Origin of the sequence: Flavobacterium sp. PS2, assembly GCF_046250155.1 — a bacterium.
Lineage (GTDB): Bacteria > Bacteroidota > Bacteroidia > Flavobacteriales > Flavobacteriaceae > Flavobacterium.
The window spans coordinates 478,839-502,373 of record NZ_CP176426.1; the positions used below are offsets into that span (position 1 = coordinate 478,839).

The window sequence follows — 23,535 nt, forward strand, 5'->3', positions numbered from 1 at the left end:
GAATGCTTAAAATTTAATCTGCGACCATTTAGCAGAGTTCATTGGCGAAACTCTATTTAAATTCTCTACTAAATCTGCTATAGGAACACTTGGTCCTCCTGTAAATATAGATACAATTTCATCTGATTTAGCATCAAAAAAGACACGCGTTAAAAAAGCATTTGGTTTCGTTGCATTTAGTTTCCCTATAAGCGATAACGAAGTTTTAATTTTTTCTTTGGCTAGCTTTAAATCCTGATTCATTACATCTAAACCTGTATGATACCCATAAACACATTGTCTCAAGTCATTATATGTTGGCGAAAGCATATCGTTAATTAAGAAATAACGATTTTGTACTCCATCAGCCTGACTCCAGCCTTTATATCCTCCTTGTTGAGCTACATTGGCAATACTTTGAGCAGTCTCGAAAAAAGGATTCCCTAATGCTGGCATAAAAGTATCAGCATCCATTCCTAAAATCATGTAGCTATAAAAAGTCATTATAGAAACAAGATTTGATTCGAAAACATTTGGATTATACAATAAATTTTCAAATTCTGTATATCTAAAACTTAAATCCTTATCATTAAAATTGAATACTGGAGATGAGTAAGTAGAATTATAAATTAATCGAGATGATTGTATTTGTATTGTACCCGAAAACTGATCTGAGTTATTTGACGTAATCGTAATATACATCGAACAGTTTATTTTTTCATTTTGCTTTAGCAAACTCCCTGTCCAATCTGTATTGTTTACAAATTCGCTCAATGCTGTCTGCAATGTTTTAAAAACTTGCTGATTGGCATTAGGAAGCATTTGTGAGTTTACGGTTACCGTACAATTTAACTGTTGCGCCTGCGTAAGGCCAAAAGTTAAAAACAACAAAAAAGTAAGTATTTTATTCATGAAAATGCTTTATCACCTTATTTAAAATATCAATTGCAACTGCTTCTTTGGATTTTAATTCCATTGGTTCGATGGCAAAAGCCCTATCAATAAAGGTTACTTTGTTAGTTCCCCCACCAAAACCTGCTCCTTTATCCTGTAACGAATTTAGAACTATCAAATCTAAGTTTTTTTTCTGAATTTTCAGCTTTGCATTCTCAATTTCATTTTCAGTTTCTAAAGCGAATCCAATCAAAAATTGTTTTTTCTTTATTTCCCCTAATGACAATAAGATATCTTTTGTTTTTTCCAGCTCAATTGTAAAATCTTCTGAAGCTTTCTTTATTTTTTGCGATGCAACTATTTTCGGTCTATAATCCGCAACTGCTGCTGCTGCAATTGCAACATCTACATCTGAGAAATATTCATGACATGCATCATACATTTCTTGTGCTGATGTTACCGAAATTACTTTTACTGATGTGTTTGTAACTTTACAATTTGTAGGTCCTGCAACAAGAATAACCGAGGCTCCTAAGTTTGCTGCTTCTGATGCAATATCAAACCCCATTTTTCCTGAGGAATGGTTTCCTACAAAACGTACTGGATCTATTGCTTCGTATGTTGGACCTGCTGTGATTAAAAACTTTTTCCCTTTAAGAGGTAATTTACTTTCTAAATCAGCTTCTAAAAATGCAATTATATTTTCTGGTTCTGCCATACGACCTTCTCCAGACAAACCACTAGCCAACTCTCCGCTTTCAGCAGGAATAATAGTATTTCCAAACTGTTTTAATAACGAAAAACTCGCTAACGTTGAGGGATGTTTATACATATCCAAATCCATTGCTGGCGCAAAGTAAATTGGACATTTTGCCGATAAATAAGCTGCTATCAATAGATTATCGCAAGTACCGTTTGCCATTTTTGACATTGTATTTGCTGTAGCTGGAGCAATAATCATCAAATCGGCCCAAAGTCCTAATTCGACATGATTGTTCCATTTTTCATTTTCATCTTCTTGATTAAAGAAAGAAGAATGTACTGGATTTTTTGATAAGGTTGATAACGTAAGTGGCGTTACAAAATCCTTAGAAGCAGGTGTCATGATTACTTGAATCTCGGCACCTGCTTTTATAAAAAGTCGTACTAATGATGCTGTTTTATAGGCTGCAATTCCACCAGAAACTCCTAGTAAAATTTTCTTACCGTTTAAAACTGACATGGTACTATATTATTTATTTGAATTTCTGTGGTATGTTTTACCGTCTAACCACTCTTGAACTGCTAAAGCGTGTGGTTTAGGCAATTTTTCGTAAAATTTAGAAACTTCGATTTGTTCTTTGTTTTCGAAAACTTCTTCAAGACTGTCATTATAGGTAGCAAATTCTTCTAACTTTTCAGTCAATTCCTTTTTGATTTCAGAATTAATTTGATTTGCTCTTTTAGCCATAATAGTTATTGCCTCATACACATTACCTGTAGGCTCTTCAATAACCGTTTTATTGTAGGTAATTGTATTTACTGGAGCATTCGTCTTTTTTAAATCCATGACTTTATTTTATTTAGTAAAATTTTGTAACTCTTTTTCAACTCTCTCATTCATCTCATCAGCTTTCACTTTGTAATGAGTATCACTTTTATATTTCATTAAATTAGAATATGCAGTTTTAGCCACTTTTAAACGGTCTTCCATTTTTGCTGAAATACTGTTAATTGCTAACTGATATGCTGAATCAAATTTATAATACAATGCATCTTCTTTGAATTCTGTTCCAGGATACTCTCCAACAAAATTATCAAATGCTACTATCGCCGATTTAAAATCTGAGATAGTATTATATCCTTTTGCATTTTCATATGCTTTTTTCTCCAATTTAGTAGTTAATGCTTTAAGACTTGCATTTGCCTCTACTATATATTGTGAATTTGGATAATTATCTATAAAAGCCTGTAACTTATCGATCGCTTTATTAGTATCTGTTTGATCCAAACTATATACTGGTGACAACATCGAATAACTTTTTGCTCCTAAATAAGCTGCTTCTTCTACTTTTTCACTTCTTGGATATCCAGAAACAAAACTCTCGAATTGATATCCAGCTAAATAATACTGTTTTGTTTTATAATAGGATTGAGAAAACATATAAAACAATTTCTCTGCCTGAGGCTTTCCTCTATATGATGCTGCAAGTTGCTCAAACAAACGAATTGCTTTAGTATACTTTCCGGCATCGTACATTTTTGTTGCAATTTCAAATTTTGCTGCTACATCATCATTTTTTAGTGCTTTTTGATAATCACTACAAGAACAAAAAAGAACAACTACAAACAATACAGATATTATTTTTTTCATTTTTTTACTTTTATTATGATTCCCAGGATGTTTATATCCAAGTAAAACCACACCGAAGTTTCGGTGGCAAATTTAGTTATTAATTTAGCTACTACAAAATATTTTTTGGTATAATAAAATACCTCGTTTTTTATTTTTATTTAATGCTTTTTTTAACAAATTCATCAATGCGATTTGCAAGTGATTCATCGGCTGCAACAAGCGGTAATCTTACGACATTCTCAGCAATACCAAGTGATTTAAACACTTGTTTTATTCCTGCTGGATTCCCTTGCTCAAAAATCATATCAATACAATCTGATAAAAAGTATTGTGTTTTAAATGCTTCATTTACTTTTCTATTCAATCCTAAACGAATCATTTCTGAAAATTCTTTTGGAAAACCTTGTCCAATAACTGATATAACACCTGAACCTCCTGCCAAAATTATTGGCAAAGCAATCATATCATCTCCCGATATAACGAGAAAATCACTTGGTTTATTTTTAAGCAATTGCATTGCTTGTACCAAATCTCCTGCAGCTTCTTTTATTGCAACTACATTTGCAAAATCATTTGCTAAACGTATAACTGTTGATGGCAACATATTGCTAGATGTTCTTCCTGGAACATTATATAATATTACTGGTATCGGTGAAGCCTCGGCAATAGCTTTAAAATGCTGATAAATTCCTTCTTGGGTAGGTCTGTTATAATAAGGTGACACTGACAATATAGCTTCAAAAGCTGAAAAATCTCTAGTTTTTAATTCTTCAACAATTTGCATTGTATTATTTCCTCCTACTCCTAATACTAAAGGTAATCTTCCTTTATTTGCATTAATAACTGTAGTGATAACAAGTTCCTTTTCGTCTTGAGTTAATGTTGCGTTTTCTGCAGTTGTGCCCATAACTACAAGATATTCAACTCCTCCATCTACAGAAAAATTAACTATTCTTTGTAATGCTTCTGTATCAATTGAAAAATCTTCTTTAAAAGGAGTTACTAGTGCAACGCCTGTTCCTATTAATGATTGCATATTAGATTGTATTTGGTTTAATGTTTTTTAAATATTTAAATAATTCATTCACGAAAATTTTATATTCCCGAATGTTGGTATCAATCATCAATCGATTTAATCTTTTATCAATTGATGCAAAACCAACTTTGAACCTGGCATTCGAATTTTGTGTTACAAGCATCAGCATTACTTTTTCGATATCATAATAACTTATTAATAAATCGAATTTTTCGTTTACAAAGTCTTTTAAAAATCCTTCGGCAATCTTTCCATTCCAATTAAGATGATCAATCCCAAAAGTTGGACAAGAATACGTCTCTTTTTTATTGAATTTGTCTTTATAAACAATAATTTTGATGTTCTTTTTCTCAATTCCTTTTGATACCAATTCGGCTAGTAAAGCTTCTTTTTCTGAAAAATGACTTTCATCTATAAGTAAACCAACCTTTTGTATATCATTAGTAAATGCACCGTTTTTTACATTATTAAGATTTTTCTTTAACGATTTTTTTACAAAAAAAACCTTTGTATAATTTAAAAACATAGTACTTTTACTAGATTACAAAATTAATTATTTAAGTCGCATTTAAGATGGTAAAACTAAAAAAGTATAACGGATTTTTAAAACTTTTTGTTATATTCTTAACACTTTTTTTTGGAGTTTCTTGTAGCAAACAAACTTATCAAGTTTCAAAAATTGAAGGTAAACTAATTCCTATTACAAGTACTCAAAATCAAACTCCCGAGATTGAGAATTTTATTAAGCCTTACAGAGAGCACATTAATAAAGATTTAGATAGTGTGCTTGCTTATTGTCCTCAAACACTGGACAAAAGTACTGGTAAATGGCAAACAACTATTGGTAACTTAATGGCTGATGTATGCCTGCAAAGAGGGAATTTAGTTTTTAAAGCCAGAGAGAAAAAAGATCTTGATATTTGTTTTCTTAATCATGGTGGGATTCGAGCAATTCTTCCTAAAGGGAATGTTACTGCCAGAAATGCATTTGAAATTATGCCTTTTGAAAACAGTCTAGTTGTTATGGCTCTAAAAGGAGAACAGATTCTGGAAATGGTTACCTATTTTATTGGTGAAAAAAAACCTCATCCTCTTTCTGGGATGACTTTTACTATAACTAAGAATAATACTGCTACGAATGTTTTAGTTCAGGGTAAACCTGTCGAAAAAGACAAAATTTATTATGTTGCTACAAATGATTACTTAGCAAATGGTGGTGACAATATGAACTTCTTTAAAAAGAGTGTTCAGAAATATGATTTAAATTACAAACTACGAGACATTCTTATTGATTATTTTAAATCTGTTGATACAATTCCGGTTCCTAATGATGTCCGAGTAACACAAGAATAAGATAAACAATTAAAAAAATATTTAAGAGCTTTGGGTTCAAGCGTTTTACCGCAAAATAAATTAAAATGAAAAGAAGAGATTTTATTGAAAAAACCGCTGCTAGTACAGCATTATTGAGTTTGGGTTTATCTATGAGCAGTTTTACATCATCAAATGTAAAACACATAACTATATTACATACCAATGATGTTCACAGTCATATTGACCCTTTTCCTGCTGATGATCCTCGTAATGCAAACATGGGTGGTGTATCTAGACGTGCTGCTTTGATTGATGTAATTCGTAAAGAAAATCCAAACGTTCTTTTATTGGATGCCGGAGATATTTTTCAGGGAACTCCTTACTTTAATTATTATGGTGGTGAACTGGAGTTTAAACTAATGAGCATGATGAAATATGATGCGTCTACAATTGGTAATCATGATTTTGATAATGGTTTAGATGGATTATATGCACAAATGCCTCATGCTAAATTTGAGTTTATCTCTTCTAACTATGATTTTAAAAATACTGTAATGGACGGTCTTGTAAAACCGTACAAGATTTTTAATAAAGATGGTATTAAAATAGGTGTTTTTGGTTTAGGGATTCAGCTTGATGGCTTGGTAGATAAATTGATGTATAAGGAAACTGTTTACAATGATCCTGTAGAAACGGCTACTGATATGGTTCGAATTCTTAAAAAAGAACAAAAATGTGATTTAGTAATTTGTTTATCACATTTGGGTTATAAATATCGTGATGATGCTGCTAAAATCTGTGATTTAAAACTAGCTGAACTAACTCAGGATATCGATTTGATTATTGGTGGACACACGCATACTTTTCTTGATAAGCCTACTGTTGTAAAAAATAAAGCTGGTGAAGATGTCTTAGTTAATCAGGTAGGATGTTACGGGATTAATTTAGGAAGAATTGACTTTTATCTTAATAATGATAAAACAAAATCGGCTCAAGGAAAATCTATTATTGTCTAACCCGAATATTTTCGATTCTTTTTTGGATAAAATATTTTACCATAAAATAATAGGACAACATTTGGGTCGTATCTCTTATTAGCGCCAATACTACTGAATGATCAAAGGATTGGTTAAAAATAAAAAAGATGTCTGAGAAGATAAAGCAAGTTGTCATCAACGTTACTAAAAGGGTGAGATACGTACCTTTGGTTATATAACTAATAAATGAGACACAGCCCAACACACTCAATATGATACCGTATATGGTATAAATAAAATGGTTCTGACCTACTTTCTCGTATTGTAACCCAAGAACAGATACTAAAAGGTATATAATAAATAAAACGACTATTGCTACTGGCAAATAGTCGTTTTTTCTTAATTTTATTTTTCGATAATCTTCTATTATTAGTCTTAACAATAACAAATAGACTAATAAGAAAGAGAAGAGTGAACCCAACTCTGAGGCTTCTACCTCCATTAAATTAAATACTTCTCCAATAAAACAAAGCGCAAAAATAAATCCCTGAATTATACTTATCTTATAATTGGTTGTAATAAGATAATATATAAATATTGAAGGCACTACTATTGCCTTTGCATACATACCAATAAAATCTTGCTCTAAGAAATCAAAGATAATTGTTAATATTAATGCTAAGAAGTAAAGAATTAATGACGGGGTGTTAGCTTTCATTTAATTTGGTTATAAAATCATCTTCTGAAATTATAGGGATATTCAATTTATTAGCTTTTTCTAATTTAGCTGGCCCCATATTTTCACCGGCAACAACAAAATCAGTTTTGGCAGAAATTGAACTTCCTACTTTACCTCCATTATCTTCGATAGTTTTTTTAATATCATCTCTTGAAAATTTAGAGAAAACACCCGAAACTACAAAAGTTTTTCCTTCAAATTTGGTAGTTGCATTTGGATTGATTTTTTCGACAATCTCAAATTGTACTCCGTAACTTTTTAAGCGTTCAATGATTCTCTTATTTTCATCGTTCTCAAAAAATTCTATTACGCTTTTTGCAATACGCTCTCCTATTTCATCTACCAGAACTAAATCCATTAAAGTGGCTTGGCTCAATGCGTCAATATTTTTGTAATGTTTAGCCAATTTTTTGGCTACTGTTTCTCCTACAAATCGGATTCCGAGTGCAAACAAAACACTCTCGAATGGGATTTTTTTAGAATTCTCTACTCCTTTTACTAGGTTTTCTGCCGATTTTTGAGCCATTCTATCTAAAGGTAAAATCTGCTCTACGGTTAACTCATATAAATCGGCGTAATTATGAACTAATCCATTATTAAAAAGTAACGCTACGGTTTCTCCTCCAAGTCCTTCAATATCCATTGCTTTTCTTGAAATATAATGCTGGATTCTACCTATAATCTGCGGTGGACATCCGTAAAAATTAGGGCAATAATGATTTGCTTCTCCTTCTGATCTAACTAACTCTGTATTACATTCTGGACAATGCGTAATGTATTTTGTAGGTTCTGCATCTGCTGGACGCTGTGTTAAATCGACTGCGATGATTTTCGGAATGATTTCCCCTCCTTTTTCTACAAAAACGGTATCGTTTATTCTAATGTCTAATTTTTCTATTTGATCGGCATTATGCAAAGAAGCTCGTTTTACAATTGTTCCTGCCAATTGTACTGGCTCTAGATTTGCTACTGGCGTAATTGCCCCTGTTCTTCCTACTTGGTACGAAATCGAGTTTAATTTGGTCGAAACCTGCTCTGATTTAAATTTATATGCAATTGCCCAACGAGGCGATTTAGATGTATAACCTAACTCTTCCTGGTGCTGAATACTATTTACTTTTATTACTACTCCATCGGTTTCATAAGGTAGCTCATGACGATGTACATCCCAATAATCTATAAAGTCAAATACTTCTTGTAAATTGTTAGCCAGTTTAGCTTCTACAGGTACTTTAAATCCCCATTTTCTTGCTAGTTCTAGCCCTTCATACTGTGAGGAGAAAGGTAAATTATTACCGGTTACAAAATAAAGTAAGCACTCTAATGGTCTTTTGGCAACCTCAGCGCTATCTTGTAACTTTAAACTTCCTGAAGCTGTATTTCTTGGGTTTGAATAAGGTGTTTCTCCTATTTCGATTAAATCCTGATTCATTTTTTCGAATCCTGCAAATGGTAAAATTATTTCGCCACGAATTGCAAAAACAGGTGGATAATTTCCTTTTAATTGTAACGGAATCGATTTTATAGTTTTGATATTATTGGTTACATCATCTCCCTGAAATCCATCTCCTCGAGTAACTGCACGTTTTAATTTTCCGTTTTCGTAAGTAATACTTATCGAAGCTCCATCGTATTTTAATTCGCAAGTATATTGTAAATCAACGTTTCCTAATACTTTTTGAACTCTGGTTTCCCAATCGACCAAATCTTCTTTTGAATATGAATTATCTAATGAATACATACGATATTCATGAGCTACTGTCTGGAAGTTTTTGGTTACTGTTCCTCCTACTCGTTGAGTTGGTGAATTTTCATCAAAAAATTCTGGATGCTGATCTTCTAACTCCTGAAGTTGCTTTAATTTCAAATCAAATTCATAATCTGATATTGTAGCATTATCAAGTACATAATAATTGTAATTATGCACGTTTAGTTCATCTCTTAAAGCTTGTATGGAATCCTGAATATTCATATTTTATTATAATTCGATTGTCTTTTATTATCCTAAAAAAGTTTGTCTAAAATAGACATTCAAAAGTATAATTAAAAACAAAAAAACCACTCTTTTAAGAATGGTTTTCACAAAGTTTTTTGAACATTATTTTTCTATTACAATAAAATCGGAACGTCTGTTAGCAAGATGCTCTTGTTCAGTACATTTTACACCATTACTACATTTATTCACCAATCGGCTTTCTCCATAACCTATTGCACTAGCAATTCTGAAAGGTTCAATACCTTTAGAAAGAATGTAAGTTTGAGTAGATTTTGCTCTGGCATCCGAAAGCTTCATATTATAAGCGTCTTTACCTCTGGAATCTGTATGTGACTCGATTTTAATTTTAATCTTAGGGAATTTTTGCATCACAAATACAACTTTATCCAATTCGGCTGCGGCTTGAGGATTGATATTTGATTTATCATAATCGAAGAAAATAGGATTGATATCTACTTTTTCTACCCCATCTTTTTTAACTACTAAATCATCATAATTACTAAGATAGAAATTAACGTCTTTTATCTCGGCATTGTTATCTTTTGTAGTTTCTATAAATTTTTCGTCTCCGCTAAAATTTGGCTTATTGGCCGTCATTTTTATTCGTTTATTACACGGAACTTCTAATTTATAATTTCCATCTGCATCGGTTTTGGTTTCGGTAATAACGGCATCATAAACATCATATGCTATAATAAATGTATCGCTTAAACCTTTCTTGGTTTTGGTATTTATTGCCTGACCAGAAACGAGTTGATTACAGATAGGTTTTCCTTTGGTAAAATAATAAATATCATCATCTCCTTTTCCTTGTGCACGATTTGATGATACATAACCGTAATTTTCTTTGGGATCTATTACAAATGAAAAATCATCTTTATTACTATTTATTGGTGCACCTAAATTTCTAGGAGCAGAAAAATTTAATTCTCCCGATAGTTTACTTTCATATACATCTAAATCGCCTAAACCATAATGTCCATCTGATGAAAAATAAAGTACTCCATTTCTATATGAAGGAAAAACATCATTACCAAGTGTATTAATTGTTGGTCCTAAATTTTGTGGTGAACTCATTGTACCATCATCGGCTATCTTTACAACGTACAAATCGGTTTCTCCATAACCTCCTGGCATATCCGAAGCAAAGAATAACATTTTGCCATCATCACTTAAATATGGATGCCCTACTGAGTATTTATCACTATCAAAAAATACTTTTTCGGTTTTAACCAATTTGTTATCTTCTATTGTTCCTTTTATAATCTGGAAGTTATTGGTTCTGGATTCATCTATCACTAATTTATTCTTTTTAAGAATATTGGTTGTGTAATACATGGTTTTCCAATCTGGGCTAAAGGTTACTGTTGCCTCATGATACTTGGACATTACATTAGGTATAAAAAGTACTTCATTGAATAAACTCCCATCAATCGCACTTCTTTCGGCTACATATAAATTCAAGAATGGTTGTTTGTTCCAATTGTATAATTTTTTATCAAAATTACCTGTATCTCTTGCCGATGTAAATACTACTTTATCTCCATAAAAAGTTGCTCCAAAATCGGATTTATCGGTATTAATAGCAATATTTTTTAAAGTATAAAGTGATTTTGCTTTTGATAAACTATCTAATAATTTCTTTTGATAGATATATCTGTCTATCTCTTTTTGATCTCCTTTTTTATTTAAGTATTCTTTGGTTACTTTATCTGCATTATCATAATCCATAACTCCTTTCATGGATTGAATGTATCTTAGATAATAAATATCGGATAGGTTATCACCTTGAACTTCATATAGCTTTTGATACCATTTTAAAGCATTTCGATTATCGGAAATAAAATAATACGAGTCGGCTGCATTCTTTAAAGTTTGAACCGATGGTTTATCTATTTTTTGCAAACACTCTTCGTATGCTTTTGCAGCATCTGTATAGGAGTAATTTTTAAATAAAGCGTCGGCTTTTTTTAAGTTTGTTTGCGCCAAAATTGATACAAAGCTAAATAGCAAACTAAGTATATAGAATTTTTTCATAGGTCAGGTTTTTAAAAGAATCTTGGAGATTTAATTTTACTTGGATCTTTATGAAATTGATAACGCAATATGAATTCATGGGAACCATCGTTGTATTTATTCAAATTGGTTACGGTATAATCATATGAGTATCCGATGTAAAAACTTGGCGAAATTTGAAATCCTGCCAATGCACTAACCGAATCATCAAAGCGGTAGGATACTCCTAGCACTACTTTTTCCTGAAGCATAAAATTGGCAGAAACATCTACAGACATTGGTGCTCCACTTACCAGTTTGGCTAAAAATGCAGGTTTAAATTTTAAACTTGGACTCAAATCAAATACATATCCTCCCATAAAATAATAATGCAATCTATCATAATCTATCGATTCTTGTATATCATTATAATAATCACTTCTTATAAAGCTAGGTACGGATGCTCCTGCATACCACCTGTCGGTGTAGTAATATACCCCAGCACCTATTGAAGGTTTAATAACATTATTTATATTAGTATTTAACAATGCATCATTACCATCATAGTATCGGCCTTTTGACCAGTCTATGTTCATCATTCGCATTCCTGCTTTTAACCCAAATGCTAATCTTTTTTCATACCCTAATGGTATGGAATATGAAAAATTACCATCTAGATACAGCTCATTTGATGGTCCTAGTTTATCATTGACAACACTTAGTCCCAAACCTATTTTTTCATTTCTTAATGGTGCTTGTACAGAAAGTGATTGTGTTTGTGGCGCACCATCTATACCAACCCATTGTGATCGATGTAATAATACTGCCTCCAAGTATCCTGTAGAACCCGCATAAGCTGGATTAATAACCATTGTGTTGTACATATACTGTGTATATTCAGGATCTTGTTGCGCATTAGCAAAGAACGATACAAACCCGCAAAATATTAAAAAATAGGACTCTATAAATTTTACACTTAGTTTCATACTATAACTATTTAGTCAGTTAATTTAATTTGATGATTTATGTTAACAGGGGGTTATCTAATAATAGATAACCAACCTGTTTTAACTACTCCATCTGCACCAATATCCAGAACATAATAATATGTTCCCGCTGGTAATTTATCTCCTTTGTTAATTGCTCCCGAAACATTTGCTATTCCGTCCCAATCGTTATTATAATGGTCTTGTTTATAAACTAATGATCCGTATCTGTTATAAACATTTAAACTATTGTTTGGATAATTTTCAATACAATCTATTTTGAAAACATCATTTGCACCATCATTATTAGGAGTAAATTCATTATAAACCACTAAACATACAGGAGTTACAGAAGCTTCACCGTGATTATTTGTTGTATCAGAATCTATTGGATTTGAAATAACAACCGTGGCTACATTTAGGTAATTTCCTGTTGGTAATACTTGAACCACTACAGTAAGTACTGCGCTTTCATTAGCATTTAATACTGGAATATTCCATGCTCCAGTTATATTACTATATGTTCCAGTAGTAGTTTGTGCGCTTATAAAATCATATCCTGTTGGCAAAATTTCACTAACTATTGTATCTATAAAGTCTCCTGATCCTACATTATTTACTGTTACAGTAAAAGTAACTTTATCATTAATGTTAGGAGTTGGATTATCTACCGTTTTGCTCATTGTTATATCTGAACAAGTTGCAACTGCAAGGGTTAGTAATTTACTATTTGTCTCATTACATTGATTAGAATAAGAAACACTTACACTTGCTGGTCCTATTGCTGGCCACGAAACTGTTACAAAATTATCGGTAGCTAGACCTCCAGCTGTAATAGTACCACCTCCAGTAATTGTCCAATTATAATTTGACATTCCGCTTGCAGTTGTATACGTAATCTCATCAAAAACGCAAGGAACTGCTTTGCTTGGAGTTATTGTAACCGGATCATTACCTGTAAAGTTGACCTGTACACTTAATCTCAAACTACTTTCACAACCTGTAGTCGCATCTTTCAGAGCTCCATAATAAGTACCTGCAACTAGTAATGTTCCTGGTGCTAATGGAGTTCCTCCTGTTGCAACATTGTACCAGACTACGCCAGTTTCATTTACCTGAAGACTTGCCACTGTTGGCGCATTTGTCAAACAGAAACTTTGAGTTGCGTTATTTGTAGTTGGCGTTGCAGGATCGGTAACTGTTACTGTTACTAATAAACGAACTGAACTCTCACAATTAGTTGTCGGATCATGGATGACTCCATAATAGGTTCCGCTAGCTAAGACCGTTGTTCGTGTTAAAGCGATTCCGCTTGTAGCTGTGGTATACCAAACTACATTGGCCTCATTTACCTGAAGACTTGCTACTGTTGGTGCATTTGCAAAACAGAAGTCTTGAGTCGCATCAGTAGTAGTTGGTGTAGCTGGATTAGTTACCGTTACTGTTACCAGTAAACGAACTGAACTCTCACAATTAGTTACCGGATCAAGGATCGCTCCGTAATATGTTCCATTAGCTAAAGCTGTTGTTGACGCTAAAGCCACTCCACCTGTAGCTGTGCTGTACCAAACTACGCCAGTTTCATTTACCTGAATACTTGCTACTGTTGGTGCATTTATCAAACAGAAGTCTTGAGTTGTATCGGTAGTAGTTGGTGTAGCTGGAGCAGTTACTGTAACTGTCACCAGTAAACGAACTGAACTCTCACAATTAGTTACCGGATCAAGGATTGCTCCATAATAAGTTCCGCTTGATAAAGCTGTTGTTGGTGCTAAAGCAATTCCGCCTGTAGCAGTGCTGTACCAAACTACGCCAGTTTCATTTACCTGAAGGCTAGCTACTGTTGGCGCATTTACCAAACAGAAGTCTTGGGTTGTATCGGTAGTAGTTGGCGTTGCAGGATCTGCTACTGTTACTGTTACTAGTAAACGAACTGAACTCTCACAATTAGTTACTGGATCTAAGATTGCTCCATAATAAGTTCCGCTAGCTAAAGCTGTTGTTGGCGCTAAAGCCACTCCGCCTGTAGCGGTGCTGTACCAAACTACGCCAGTTTCATTTACCTGAAGACTTGCTACTGTCGGCGCATTTACCAAACAGAAGTCTTGAGTATCGTCGGTAGTAGTTGGCGTTGCAGGATCTGTTACCGTTACCGTTACCAGTAAACGAACTGAACTCTCACAATTAGTTACTGGATCAAGGATCGCTCCATAATATGTTCCATTTGCTAAAGCTGTTGTTGGTGCTAAAGCCACTCCGCCTGTAGCGGTGCTGTACCAAACTACGCCAGTTTCATTTACCTGAAGACTTGCTAGCGTTGGAGCATTTACCAAACAGAAGTCTTGACTAGCATCGGTAGTAGTTGGTGTAGCTGGATCAGTAACTGTTACTGTTACTAGTAAACGAACTGAACTCTCACAATTAGTTACTGGGTCTTGAATTGCTCCATAATAAGTTCCACTAGCTAATGCTGTTGTTGGCGCTAAAGCTGTTCCTCCAGTGGCAACATTGTACCAAACTACGCCAGTTTCATTTACCTGAAGACTTGCTACTGTTGGAGCATTTACCAAACAGAAGTCTTGAGTAGCATCAGTAGTAGTTGGTGTAGCTGGATCAGTTATTGTTACTGTTACCAGTAAACGAACTGAACTCTCACAATTAGTTACTGGATCAAGGATCGCTCCATAATATGTTCCATTTGCTAAGGCTGTTGTTGGCGCTAAAGCCACACCGCCTGTAGCGGTGCTGTACCAAACTACGCCAGTTTCATTTACCTGAAGACTTGCTACTGTTGGTGCATTTACCAAACAGAAGTCTTGGGTTGTATCGGTAGTAGTTGGTGTAGCTGGATCAGTAACTGTTACGGTTACTAGTAAACGAACTGAACTCTCACAATTAGTTACTGGATCAAGGATCGCTCCATAATATGTTCCATTAGCTAAAGCTGTTGTTGGCGCTAAAGCCACTCCGCCTGTAGCGGTGCTGTACCAAACTACGCCAGTTTCATTTACCTGAAGACTTGCAACTGTTGGTGCATTTACCAAACAGAAGTCTTGAGTAGCATCGGTAGTAGTTGGTGTAGCTGGATCAGTTACTGTTACTGTTACCAGTAAACGAACTGAACTCTCACAATTAGTTATTGGGTCTAAGATTGCTCCATAATAAGTTCCACTAGCTAAAGCTGTTGTTGGTGCTAAAGCTGTTCCTCCAGTGGCAACATTATACCAAACTACGCCAGTTTCATTTACCTGAAGACTTGCTACTGTTGGTGCATTTACCAAACAGAAGTCTTGAGTAGTATCAGTAGTACTTGGTGTTACAGGATCTGTTATGGTTACCGTTACCAGTAAACGAACTGAACTCTCACAATTAGTTACCGGATCAAGGATTGCTCCATAATATGTTCCATTAGCTAAAGCTGTTGTTGGCGCTAAAGCCACTCCGCCTGTAGCGGTGCTGTACCAAACTACGCCAGTTTCATTTACCTGAAGACTTGCAACTGTTGGTGCATTTACCAAACAGAAGTCTTGAGTAGCGTCAGTAGTGGTTGGCGTTGCAGGATCAGTAACTGTTACTGTTACTAGTAAACGAACTGAACTCTCACAATTAGTTACTGGGTCTAAGATTGCTCCGTAATAAGTTCCGCTAGCTAAAGCTGTTGTTGGTGCTAAAGCCACTCCACCTGTAGCGGTGTTGTACCAAACTACGCCAGTTTCATTTACCTGAAGACTTGCAACTGTTGGTGCATTTACCAAACAGAAGTCTTGAGTAGCGTCGGTAGTAGTTGGTGTAGCTGGATCAGTAACCGTTACTGTTACCAGTAAACGAACTGAACTCTCACAATTAGTTACTGGGTCTAGAATTGCTCCATAATATGTTCCGCTTGCTAATGCTGTCGTTGGCGCTAAAGCCACTCCGCCTGTAGCAGTGCTGTACCAAACTACGCCAGTTTCATTTACCTGAAGACTTGCAACTGTTGGTGCATTTACCAAACAGAAGTCTTGAGTAGCGTCGGTAGTAGTTGGTGTAGCTGGATCAGTAACCGTTACTGTTACCAGTAAACGAACTGAACTCTCACAATTAGTTACTGGGTCTAGAATTGCTCCATAATATGTTCCGCTTGCTAATGCTGTCGTTGGCGCTAAAGCCACTCCGCCTGTAGCAGTGCTGTACCAAACTACGCCAGTTTCATTTACCTGAAGACTTGCTACTGTTGGTGCATTTACCAAACAGAAGTCTTGAGTAGCGTCGGTAGTAGTTGGTGTAGCAGGATCTGTTACGGTTACTGTTACCAGTAATCGAACTGAACTCTCACATCCTGTTATTGGGTCTAAGATTGCTCCGTAATAAGCACCGTTTGCTAAAGCTGTTGTCGGAGCTAAAGCCGCTCCTCCAGTTGCAACGTTGTACCAAATTACGCTAGTCTCATTTGTCTGAAGATTTGCTACTGTTGGCGTATTTACCAGACAGAAATCTTGAGTATCATCAGTAGTAGTTGGTGTAGCTGGGTCGATCACAGTTACGGTTGTAACTTGAAGCTCTCCATTTTTATTTTGACATGTAAAATCACTTGTTACTGCAACATAATAAGAAAAAGGGCTCATAAGTTTTGTTAACCCTGAGATTGTTAAAACTCCCACATTACTAACTGCATAAGTGACATTATCAACCACTAATCCATCAGTAATAGGCTGTGTTTTATTCGCATCAAAATACCAAAAGAAGACTGGGCTTCCCAAAGTACTTGTTGGTGTTAATACAGCATCAGTATCATTACAAATAGAAGCATTGTTTACTGCAATATCTGTTGGTAAAGATGTTGGCAATATTGTGAACGTAACTTGTTTTCTATCACCTGAAACTGTTTCACAAAACTCATCTGAACTTACTCCAACATAATAAGTATAAGTTCCAGGAGCTAATCCTGTTAACTTTAATTCAGAAGTTGTTTCCCCAGGAACCAACTGACTTGTTGTACCATCAAAACTATACCAATAGTATATTGGATTTGTAAGTACTGGTGTAACAGCTAAAGTTGCATTCAATGTTACTTTTCCATCTTCAGCACAAATAATAGTGTTATTTCCCCCATTAATTGTTACACTTGCTATTGCTGCTGCAGGAGTTGTAGCTCTAACAACTACAGTCACTTCTCCTCTCGCAAGAGCTGCACAGCCATAACGAATTGGTTGGATATAATATTTATAAGTACCTGCTGCTAACGTAGCTGGAATCGTATATGTCTGACCATCGGCAAGGAAATTTCCTCCAGTTGGGGAGTCATACCATTTATAAGTCGAACAATTGGCAGGGGGCACTTCTAATGTTATATTGCTACCAGGACAGACCGTGACCATATTATTAATGTCTCCCCCAAGGACTTTAGTATTTGTTACACGGTCAATATTATGTACTCTAAGTTGGTCTAACACACTTGCTACACCTCCTAAAGATATTGTAACTCTATCATATGGTTGAGTTTGAGGTGCAACAACGGTCATTGCTATTGTACCTCCCGAAAGTAGTCTTAAAGACAATAAATTACTATCGTTTTGAATCGGTGCACCAACAGCAGTATTTCCTAAATAAAGCTGAATATTAAATCCTGTAAGCAAATTGAGATTTAAAATCGTTCCAGGTTTAGAAATTGTTATTCTAAGGCTATCTCCAACCATCGATGGTGTTCTAAAAGTTGCTGTAAGCTGAGCAGCAGCAAGTACTCCTGCTCCACTAAACATTGTAGCATAAGTGGCAACATCACCATCGGCAATATTCCATGGGTCTGTCACCCCTACTGTAGCTGTTAATGCGCCTACTCCTAAGTCTTTTACACCAAAGAAAACATCTTCAATATCTCCTTGTCCACAAGTTATCTGAGTAACTGGCTTATCATAATAAGCATCATACACATTAATATTTTGTGCTACACCTAAAATTGACCCCATTTGTACTCGAATACCGTCATAAGCTTTAGGCCCTGTAGCATCGGATGGAACAAATGTATATTCGAATGAATTTTGACCTGATAATAAATTTAGTAATGATCCCGATATAGATTGTAAAGTTCCAATATCAATTGGGTTTCCAAGTCCATCACGTTTAGTTCCTACCACAGTAACACTTTGTCCCAGTGCAACAGCGCTATAATCTGAACCTAACTTAATTGTTACAGGAGTACCTTGTGTTATTGTTCCTGGCCATTGTAGATTTTGCCATGTTGTTCCAATACCTAAAAGTCCTAAACCAGTTGTTATTGTAGAATAGGTTTGTGGATTACCATCTACAGCACTAGCTTCATTTGTAACAGTTCCTGTAACAATAGTTCCCCACTGTTGAGTTGTAGCATATTCTCTCTCTAATAATGGATCACAACTAGCTGGGTCTATAACAGTAATTGTAATAGTCTGACTATTAGTACAGGTTCCATTACTCGCAATTACCGTATAAGTAAAAACACCAACAGTATTAAGTGCGCCTGTATTATTTGATGGTATAGCATTCCCTGATGGATCATACCAGGTAACAGTTCCATTTGAAGTTGCGGATAAAGGTACAGAATCACCTAAATTCACAACTACCGAACTTGTTACTGCTGTTAAAGTAGGTAACTGATTAATTGTAACCGTTACTTTTTGTTTGACAGATGGACAATCAACACCGGTTGTTTGTGCCTGAATCCAATAATCACCACTTACTGTAATATTCCCTGCGGCAACTTCTGTGATTGGATTGTTTGATGAATCAAAGAAAGTATATGTTGTATTTCCTGATGTATCAAAATTTGTGATAGCATCTTTTAAATTTACTTTAGCACAACCCGCCAAAGTTGCTGTAACTGTTAAAGCTGAGCCTGCTGGAAAATTTACTACAACTTCTTTTAAAGCTCCGTCAATATTTTCGCAAATACCTCCATTAAGTACCGAAACATAATATTTATAAGGTGCATCAGTAGCATTAAGTCCACTAATTGTAAGAGCACCTGTTGAAGCATCTTTGGAGAAGGTAACTCCAGGTTGGGCAACAATAGTAGTCCCTGTTATAATTTCCTGAGTTTTACTTTGATCTGTATAATATTTAAATGTTGCTCCCGCAAATGTAGATGTTGGAGATAAAACAGCACCTCCCGCACAAGTAGCGGTTAAAGGAGTTGTTATCGTAATATCACTTTCTGTAGGAATAGGCAACACTGTTACTGTAATAGCCTGACGATTAGTATTCAAACACGGTGTAACTCCACGACTAGCTTCTAAATAAAATGTTTTAGTTCCTGGTAATGATCCCGTTGTATAAGTGTTTGTATTAGTTGCTAAAGCAGTCCCACCAGTTGCTACATCATACCAAGTAAATGTTTGTGTACCCGTAGCCGTAGCTGTTAATGTAGTAGTTTGTCCTGCACAAATTGGAGATGATGCTCCTGTTATCGAAGCATTTGGATATCTGTAAGAAGCCTCATAAATATCTAAGCTCGTTAATAGAGTAGCTAATCCGCTTAATTGAATCTGAACGCTTGTAAATGGACCTGCTGCTGTAAAACTCGCTCTAAAGCGGTTTCCTCCTAATAGTTGAACATTTAAAAGCGAACTAATAGCAACTTGATCACTATTAGGAACACCTGAGTTAAAACTTTGCAAAGTAATATTCGAAAGAGCACTGATATCAAGAAGTCCCACAGGAATTCCTAATTCAACATCTATAATATCACCTGTTTGCCCTGTTGTAGGGAAACTCAACATTTGCTGAATATAATCCCCTAGTAAACCAACAGGAATTGAAAGGTTGGCTGCAGTTGCATTATTTCCATCCACAGAAGCTCCATTATTTGTTGAATCACATAATAAGCATCCTGTTGTTCCTCCTTTTGAAGTTACTTGTGAATTAGCTAATAAACAAGAATTGATTGAATTACTTATAACAACATTAATAACAGCCCTTGTGCTATTTGTACAAGCTGTAGTTGTATTTCTCGCTGCAATATAAAAGCTCTTATTTACTATTAAAGCAGGAGATGGTGTATATGAGGTTGTGCCAGATGATAGTAAGTTTCCATTAATTGGAGCATCATACCAATCGTAAGCTACATCTGTAACAGGATTCGTAACCTGCAAAGTAACATTCTGTCCAGATTGAATAAATACTGTTGATGATCCTACAGTTGGTACTGCTGGTATTGGATTAACATTTACATGTACCGGAGTACGTGTAGGACTTGAACAACTTCCAATAACTGCTTCAACATGATAAGTTACAGAAGCAGTTAAACCTGGTGTCGTATAAGTCGTACCTGTAAATACCAAATTTCCACCCGCGGATTCATCATACCACTTATAAGTTGTACCTGCAACTGGGGAATCAACTGTTATTATTGTGGATTCTCCACTACATACATTTAAAGGTGTAGCCACAACCGTTGTTGGAGCAACAGGATTATTAACTGTTACAGTAACAGGAAATCTTTCGCTATTTAAACAACCATTACGAGTAACTTCTACATAATAGGTAGTATTCACGGTTAAAGGTAATGTTGTATAAGCAGCTGTGCTACTCAATAAAGTACCTCCAGTTAAAGCATCATACCACTTAATCGTTTCACCTAAAGCTGCACTAGACATTAACGTTGTTGTTTGTCCGCTACAAATTGTCGTATTTCCAGTTATAGTTCTTGCTTTAAATTTATATGAAGCCCCATAAATATTAAGATTTGTTAGTAATGTTGCTAAACCTCCTAACCTAATCTCAACACGATCAAAGGCTGAACCTGCTGTAAGACTTGCTTTAAAACGATTACCCGTTAATAATTGAATATTTAAAAGAGAACTGTTTACAGCTACCCTATCATTATTATAGGTAGCACCATTATAGGTAGCTAATGAAATATAACTTAAGGCGCTTATATCTAAAAGTCCAGTTGGAATTTCTAAATCAACTGTAATAACATCTCCGGCCTGACCTGAGTTATTAAACTGAAGTGTTTGTTGAATCCAACCAGTAACTAAACCAACAGGCACTGATAATGTAGCTGCTGTACTGCTGCTACCATCAACCGAATTGTTAGGATTACTTGAAGAACATAATAAGCAAAGTCCGTTTTGAGCTGTCTGTTGGCTATTAGCATCCAAACATCCTCCCAACGAACTAGTTGAAACATTTACAACGATCGGTACTCTGGTAGCACTTACACATCCTCCAGCAACATTACGCGACTCAACATAATATGTTTTGGTAGCAGTTAGTATTGGAGTAGTAAAAGTATTAGAACTAGCCAATAATAAAGTTCCTCCTGTAGGTACATCGTACCAATCCAAAACAACGCCAGACTCTGATGTCGAAGCGCTTAAGGTTGCATTTTGTCCCGTTAATATTGAGACACTTGGTGTTAATACCGTTGCCACAGCAGGAATTGGAGTTAAAGTAACACTAACCGGAGTTCTTGTTGCTGTCTTACAAGCTCCTATCGAAGCCTCAACATAAAAATTAGTCACACCCGCTGATACTGTAGGTGTATATGTAGTACCTGTAGTTATAGCAACACCTCCAGTTGGAGTACTAAACCAGGAATAAGTTGTTCCCGGTACGGGACTTATCACCGATAATGTAGTCGCCTGTGTAGCTGTAGAAGAACAAATTGCAGTACCGCTACTATCTATAGCAGGCAATAGAGGATTTAGAACATTTACTGTTACAGGTATTCGCTGATCGCTTTCGCAACCTACACCTCTTGAAACGCTTACATAATAAGTAGTCGTAGCTGTTAAAGCTGGTGTTGTATATGTATTAGTATTAGAAAGTGCAGTAGTAGAAGTTGCTGAACTATACCAAGCCAATGTTGTTCCAGCACTAGGCGTAGCAGAAAGAGCTGCTGATTGCCCGTAACATACTGATTGTGATTGGCCTCCTGTAATAGTTGGCGGTGCAAACTGCAAACGCACCTCATATACTCTTAAATTTACTAATAAGCTTAATAGGCCTCCAGTTTCAATTCTTACACCATTTGCATCACCAGGCAATGTATATGTTACAGTTGCTATTGCATTACCAGGTAACAGCTGAAGGTTTAATAATGGACTATTTAAGGCTACCTGCGAGCCAACATCAGCCGCTCCATTTTTAGCCTGAACAGAGACATTAGATAATAAACCAACATCCAACAATCCGTTTCCTGTACCTAAATAAAAAACAATTTGGTCTCCCGCTTTTGCTGTCTGACTAAAACTTAATGTCTCTTGTGCAAAACAGAGTAAACCAACAGCATTTGTTAACGAAGCATAAGTAGCCATACTTCCATCAAATGCATCATTGGGAGTCGTTACACTCATACCAACGCACAATAATCCACCTGTACTATTGGTCTGTGAGGTCGGCTTACAAAAAGTCTGTGAAAATGAGTTCGAAAAGGGAATTAATATCAAAAACAACCACAAATAATTTTGTAGAAATGCCCCCTTTTTTATTGTTAAGAAAAATGTTTTCATATTCCTGAGAGATTAATAAAGTGATAAATAAATTCCAATATGATAAATAGGCAACTCTATCAACAATCTCTCTTATGCATTTACGCAGAGATTATTAAAACAAAAGCCATAATAACAAATCATCAGAAACACATTCTAATGCTGTTAAAAACATCTAAATTTTAAGGTCTATAAAAAATTACTCAGAATTTGTTGCAAACTCAATTCGCGAAGAAGCGTATGATTCCTTAATTCGACAAAATTTAAAAGTCAAATGAATGCTAAAAAAAGAAAGACGTTTACAAGAGTCATTTAAAGTAGATTTTAATTTCATAAAAATGTTTTTAAGAGATTAATGTATTTATTAGGGATTCTACTTTTGTCATTTTTTGGCTACCATAAGGCACTAAAAGCCTGTATGCGATGCTCCATATGGTCATCCATAAAAATAAAAAACAGAAATTTTAACTCGACGATTTTAAGTACAAGAAAGAATTCACATGATAATCTTAAAGAAACTGAGTTCTACAAGAAATGCGAAAAACTAAGATCTATTGATTTTATAAATAGATTTAATTACTAATACTTGAGTAGTCGATTTACGCTTCTGGGGACTGAAGACTCAAATTAATAATACTACCTACGTATTATTATCGAATAGACAACATCGATAATCACGCCTATATTGAACATACTGATTGTTTAATTTTGGGATACAAAAAATCAGTTGTTTTATAAAAATATTTAAAAGGGAAAATTGCTTTCTAGCTATACCAACAAAATTAGATATGACATTTAATTTTGAATTGAATGCTAATGAAGTAAAAAATAAAGAA

General features: G+C 34.9%; 13 protein-coding genes. 2 read left to right on the forward strand and 11 right to left on the reverse strand.

Annotated elements, in window-relative coordinates; genetic code table 11:
• Positions 1–6 precede the first annotated feature (6 nt).
• From ACJ6WR_RS02050 to ACJ6WR_RS02075, 6 genes are all read right to left on the reverse strand, one after another.
• Complete coding sequence (locus ACJ6WR_RS02050) at positions 7–891, reverse strand: DUF4835 family protein (RefSeq protein ID WP_039113073.1); 885 nt, start codon at positions 889–891, stop codon at positions 7–9.
• On the reverse strand, positions 884–2,095 hold the full coding sequence (gene coaBC / locus ACJ6WR_RS02055) for a bifunctional phosphopantothenoylcysteine decarboxylase/phosphopantothenate--cysteine ligase CoaBC (protein WP_409416920.1): 1,212 nt from the start codon (positions 2,093–2,095) through the stop codon (positions 884–886). Before coaBC ends, ACJ6WR_RS02050 begins: the two co-directional genes overlap by 8 nt.
• Positions 2,096–2,104: 9 nt before the next feature.
• Positions 2,105–2,422 carry a DNA-directed RNA polymerase subunit omega gene (locus tag ACJ6WR_RS02060; protein ID WP_012025451.1) on the reverse strand — a complete coding sequence of 106 codons (318 nt, stop codon included), beginning with the start codon at positions 2,420–2,422 and terminating at the stop codon, positions 2,105–2,107.
• A 9-nt stretch (positions 2,423–2,431) separates the two neighbouring features.
• A complete protein-coding gene (locus tag ACJ6WR_RS02065; protein WP_039113093.1) occupies positions 2,432–3,226 on the reverse strand; it encodes an outer membrane protein assembly factor BamD in 795 nt (264 codons plus the stop codon).
• A gap of 136 nt (positions 3,227–3,362) precedes the next feature.
• Positions 3,363–4,244 (reverse strand): 4-hydroxy-tetrahydrodipicolinate synthase, encoded by an 882-nt coding sequence (dapA, locus tag ACJ6WR_RS02070; protein WP_039113075.1) that lies wholly within the window; start codon positions 4,242–4,244, stop codon positions 3,363–3,365.
• A gap of 1 nt (position 4,245) precedes the next feature.
• Entirely contained in the window at positions 4,246–4,770 is a 525-nt protein-coding gene (locus tag ACJ6WR_RS02075; protein WP_039120196.1) for a DUF6913 domain-containing protein, read from the reverse strand.
• 47 nt (positions 4,771–4,817) lie between these two features.
• Here ACJ6WR_RS02075 and ACJ6WR_RS02080 point away from each other — a divergent pair, with 47 nt between their 5' ends.
• The gene (locus tag ACJ6WR_RS02080) at positions 4,818–5,597 is read left to right on the forward strand and encodes a 5'-nucleotidase C-terminal domain-containing protein (RefSeq protein ID WP_039113077.1); all 780 of its coding nucleotides are present in this window, start codon (positions 4,818–4,820) and stop codon (positions 5,595–5,597) included.
• A 65-nt stretch (positions 5,598–5,662) separates the two neighbouring features.
• Complete coding sequence (locus tag ACJ6WR_RS02085) at positions 5,663–6,574, forward strand: bifunctional UDP-sugar hydrolase/5'-nucleotidase (RefSeq protein WP_039113078.1); 912 nt, start codon at positions 5,663–5,665, stop codon at positions 6,572–6,574.
• On the opposite strand, the gene ACJ6WR_RS02090 is transcribed toward ACJ6WR_RS02085, so the two are convergent.
• From ACJ6WR_RS02090 to ACJ6WR_RS02110, 5 genes are all read right to left on the reverse strand, one after another.
• On the reverse strand, positions 6,564–7,253 hold the full coding sequence (locus ACJ6WR_RS02090) for a hypothetical protein (protein WP_409416921.1): 690 nt from the start codon (positions 7,251–7,253) through the stop codon (positions 6,564–6,566). The two genes, ACJ6WR_RS02085 and ACJ6WR_RS02090, sit on opposite strands and share 11 nt — an antisense overlap.
• Complete coding sequence (gene ligA, locus ACJ6WR_RS02095; protein WP_409416922.1) at positions 7,243–9,246, reverse strand: NAD-dependent DNA ligase LigA; 2,004 nt, start codon at positions 9,244–9,246, stop codon at positions 7,243–7,245. Before ligA ends, ACJ6WR_RS02090 begins: the two co-directional genes overlap by 11 nt.
• A gap of 126 nt (positions 9,247–9,372) precedes the next feature.
• The gene (locus ACJ6WR_RS02100) at positions 9,373–11,307 is read right to left on the reverse strand and encodes an OmpA family protein (RefSeq protein WP_409416923.1); all 1,935 of its coding nucleotides are present in this window, start codon (positions 11,305–11,307) and stop codon (positions 9,373–9,375) included.
• 11 nt (positions 11,308–11,318) lie between these two features.
• A complete protein-coding gene (locus ACJ6WR_RS02105) occupies positions 11,319–12,251 on the reverse strand; it encodes a type IX secretion system membrane protein PorP/SprF (protein WP_039113082.1) in 933 nt (310 codons plus the stop codon).
• 53 nt (positions 12,252–12,304) lie between these two features.
• Positions 12,305–22,720 carry a gliding motility-associated C-terminal domain-containing protein gene (locus ACJ6WR_RS02110; protein WP_409416924.1) on the reverse strand — a complete coding sequence of 3,472 codons (10,416 nt, stop codon included), beginning with the start codon at positions 22,718–22,720 and terminating at the stop codon, positions 12,305–12,307.
• Between the last annotated feature and the right edge of the window lie 815 nt (positions 22,721–23,535).

Bases quoted from the DNA above. Each gene is read 5' to 3' on its own strand.
- ACJ6WR_RS02050 (WP_039113073.1), bottom strand. From the start codon at position 891: ATGAATAAAATACTTACTTTTTTGTTGTTTTTAACTTTTGGCCTTACG.
- coaBC (WP_409416920.1), bottom strand. From the start codon at position 2,095: ATGTCAGTTTTAAACGGTAAGAAAATTTTACTAGGAGTTTCTGGTGGA.
- ACJ6WR_RS02060 (WP_012025451.1), bottom strand. From the start codon at position 2,422: ATGGATTTAAAAAAGACGAATGCTCCAGTAAATACAATTACCTACAAT.
- ACJ6WR_RS02065 (WP_039113093.1), bottom strand. From the start codon at position 3,226: ATGAAAAAAATAATATCTGTATTGTTTGTAGTTGTTCTTTTTTGTTCT.
- dapA (WP_039113075.1), bottom strand. From the start codon at position 4,244: ATGCAATCATTAATAGGAACAGGCGTTGCACTAGTAACTCCTTTTAAA.
- ACJ6WR_RS02075 (WP_039120196.1), bottom strand. From the start codon at position 4,770: ATGTTTTTAAATTATACAAAGGTTTTTTTTGTAAAAAAATCGTTAAAG.
- ACJ6WR_RS02080 (WP_039113077.1), top strand. From the start codon at position 4,818: ATGGTAAAACTAAAAAAGTATAACGGATTTTTAAAACTTTTTGTTATA.
- ACJ6WR_RS02085 (WP_039113078.1), top strand. From the start codon at position 5,663: ATGAAAAGAAGAGATTTTATTGAAAAAACCGCTGCTAGTACAGCATTA.
- ACJ6WR_RS02090 (WP_409416921.1), bottom strand. From the start codon at position 7,253: ATGAAAGCTAACACCCCGTCATTAATTCTTTACTTCTTAGCATTAATA.
- ligA (WP_409416922.1), bottom strand. From the start codon at position 9,246: ATGAATATTCAGGATTCCATACAAGCTTTAAGAGATGAACTAAACGTG.
- ACJ6WR_RS02100 (WP_409416923.1), bottom strand. From the start codon at position 11,307: ATGAAAAAATTCTATATACTTAGTTTGCTATTTAGCTTTGTATCAATT.
- ACJ6WR_RS02105 (WP_039113082.1), bottom strand. From the start codon at position 12,251: ATGAAACTAAGTGTAAAATTTATAGAGTCCTATTTTTTAATATTTTGC.
- ACJ6WR_RS02110 (WP_409416924.1), bottom strand. From the start codon at position 22,720: ATGAAAACATTTTTCTTAACAATAAAAAAGGGGGCATTTCTACAAAAT.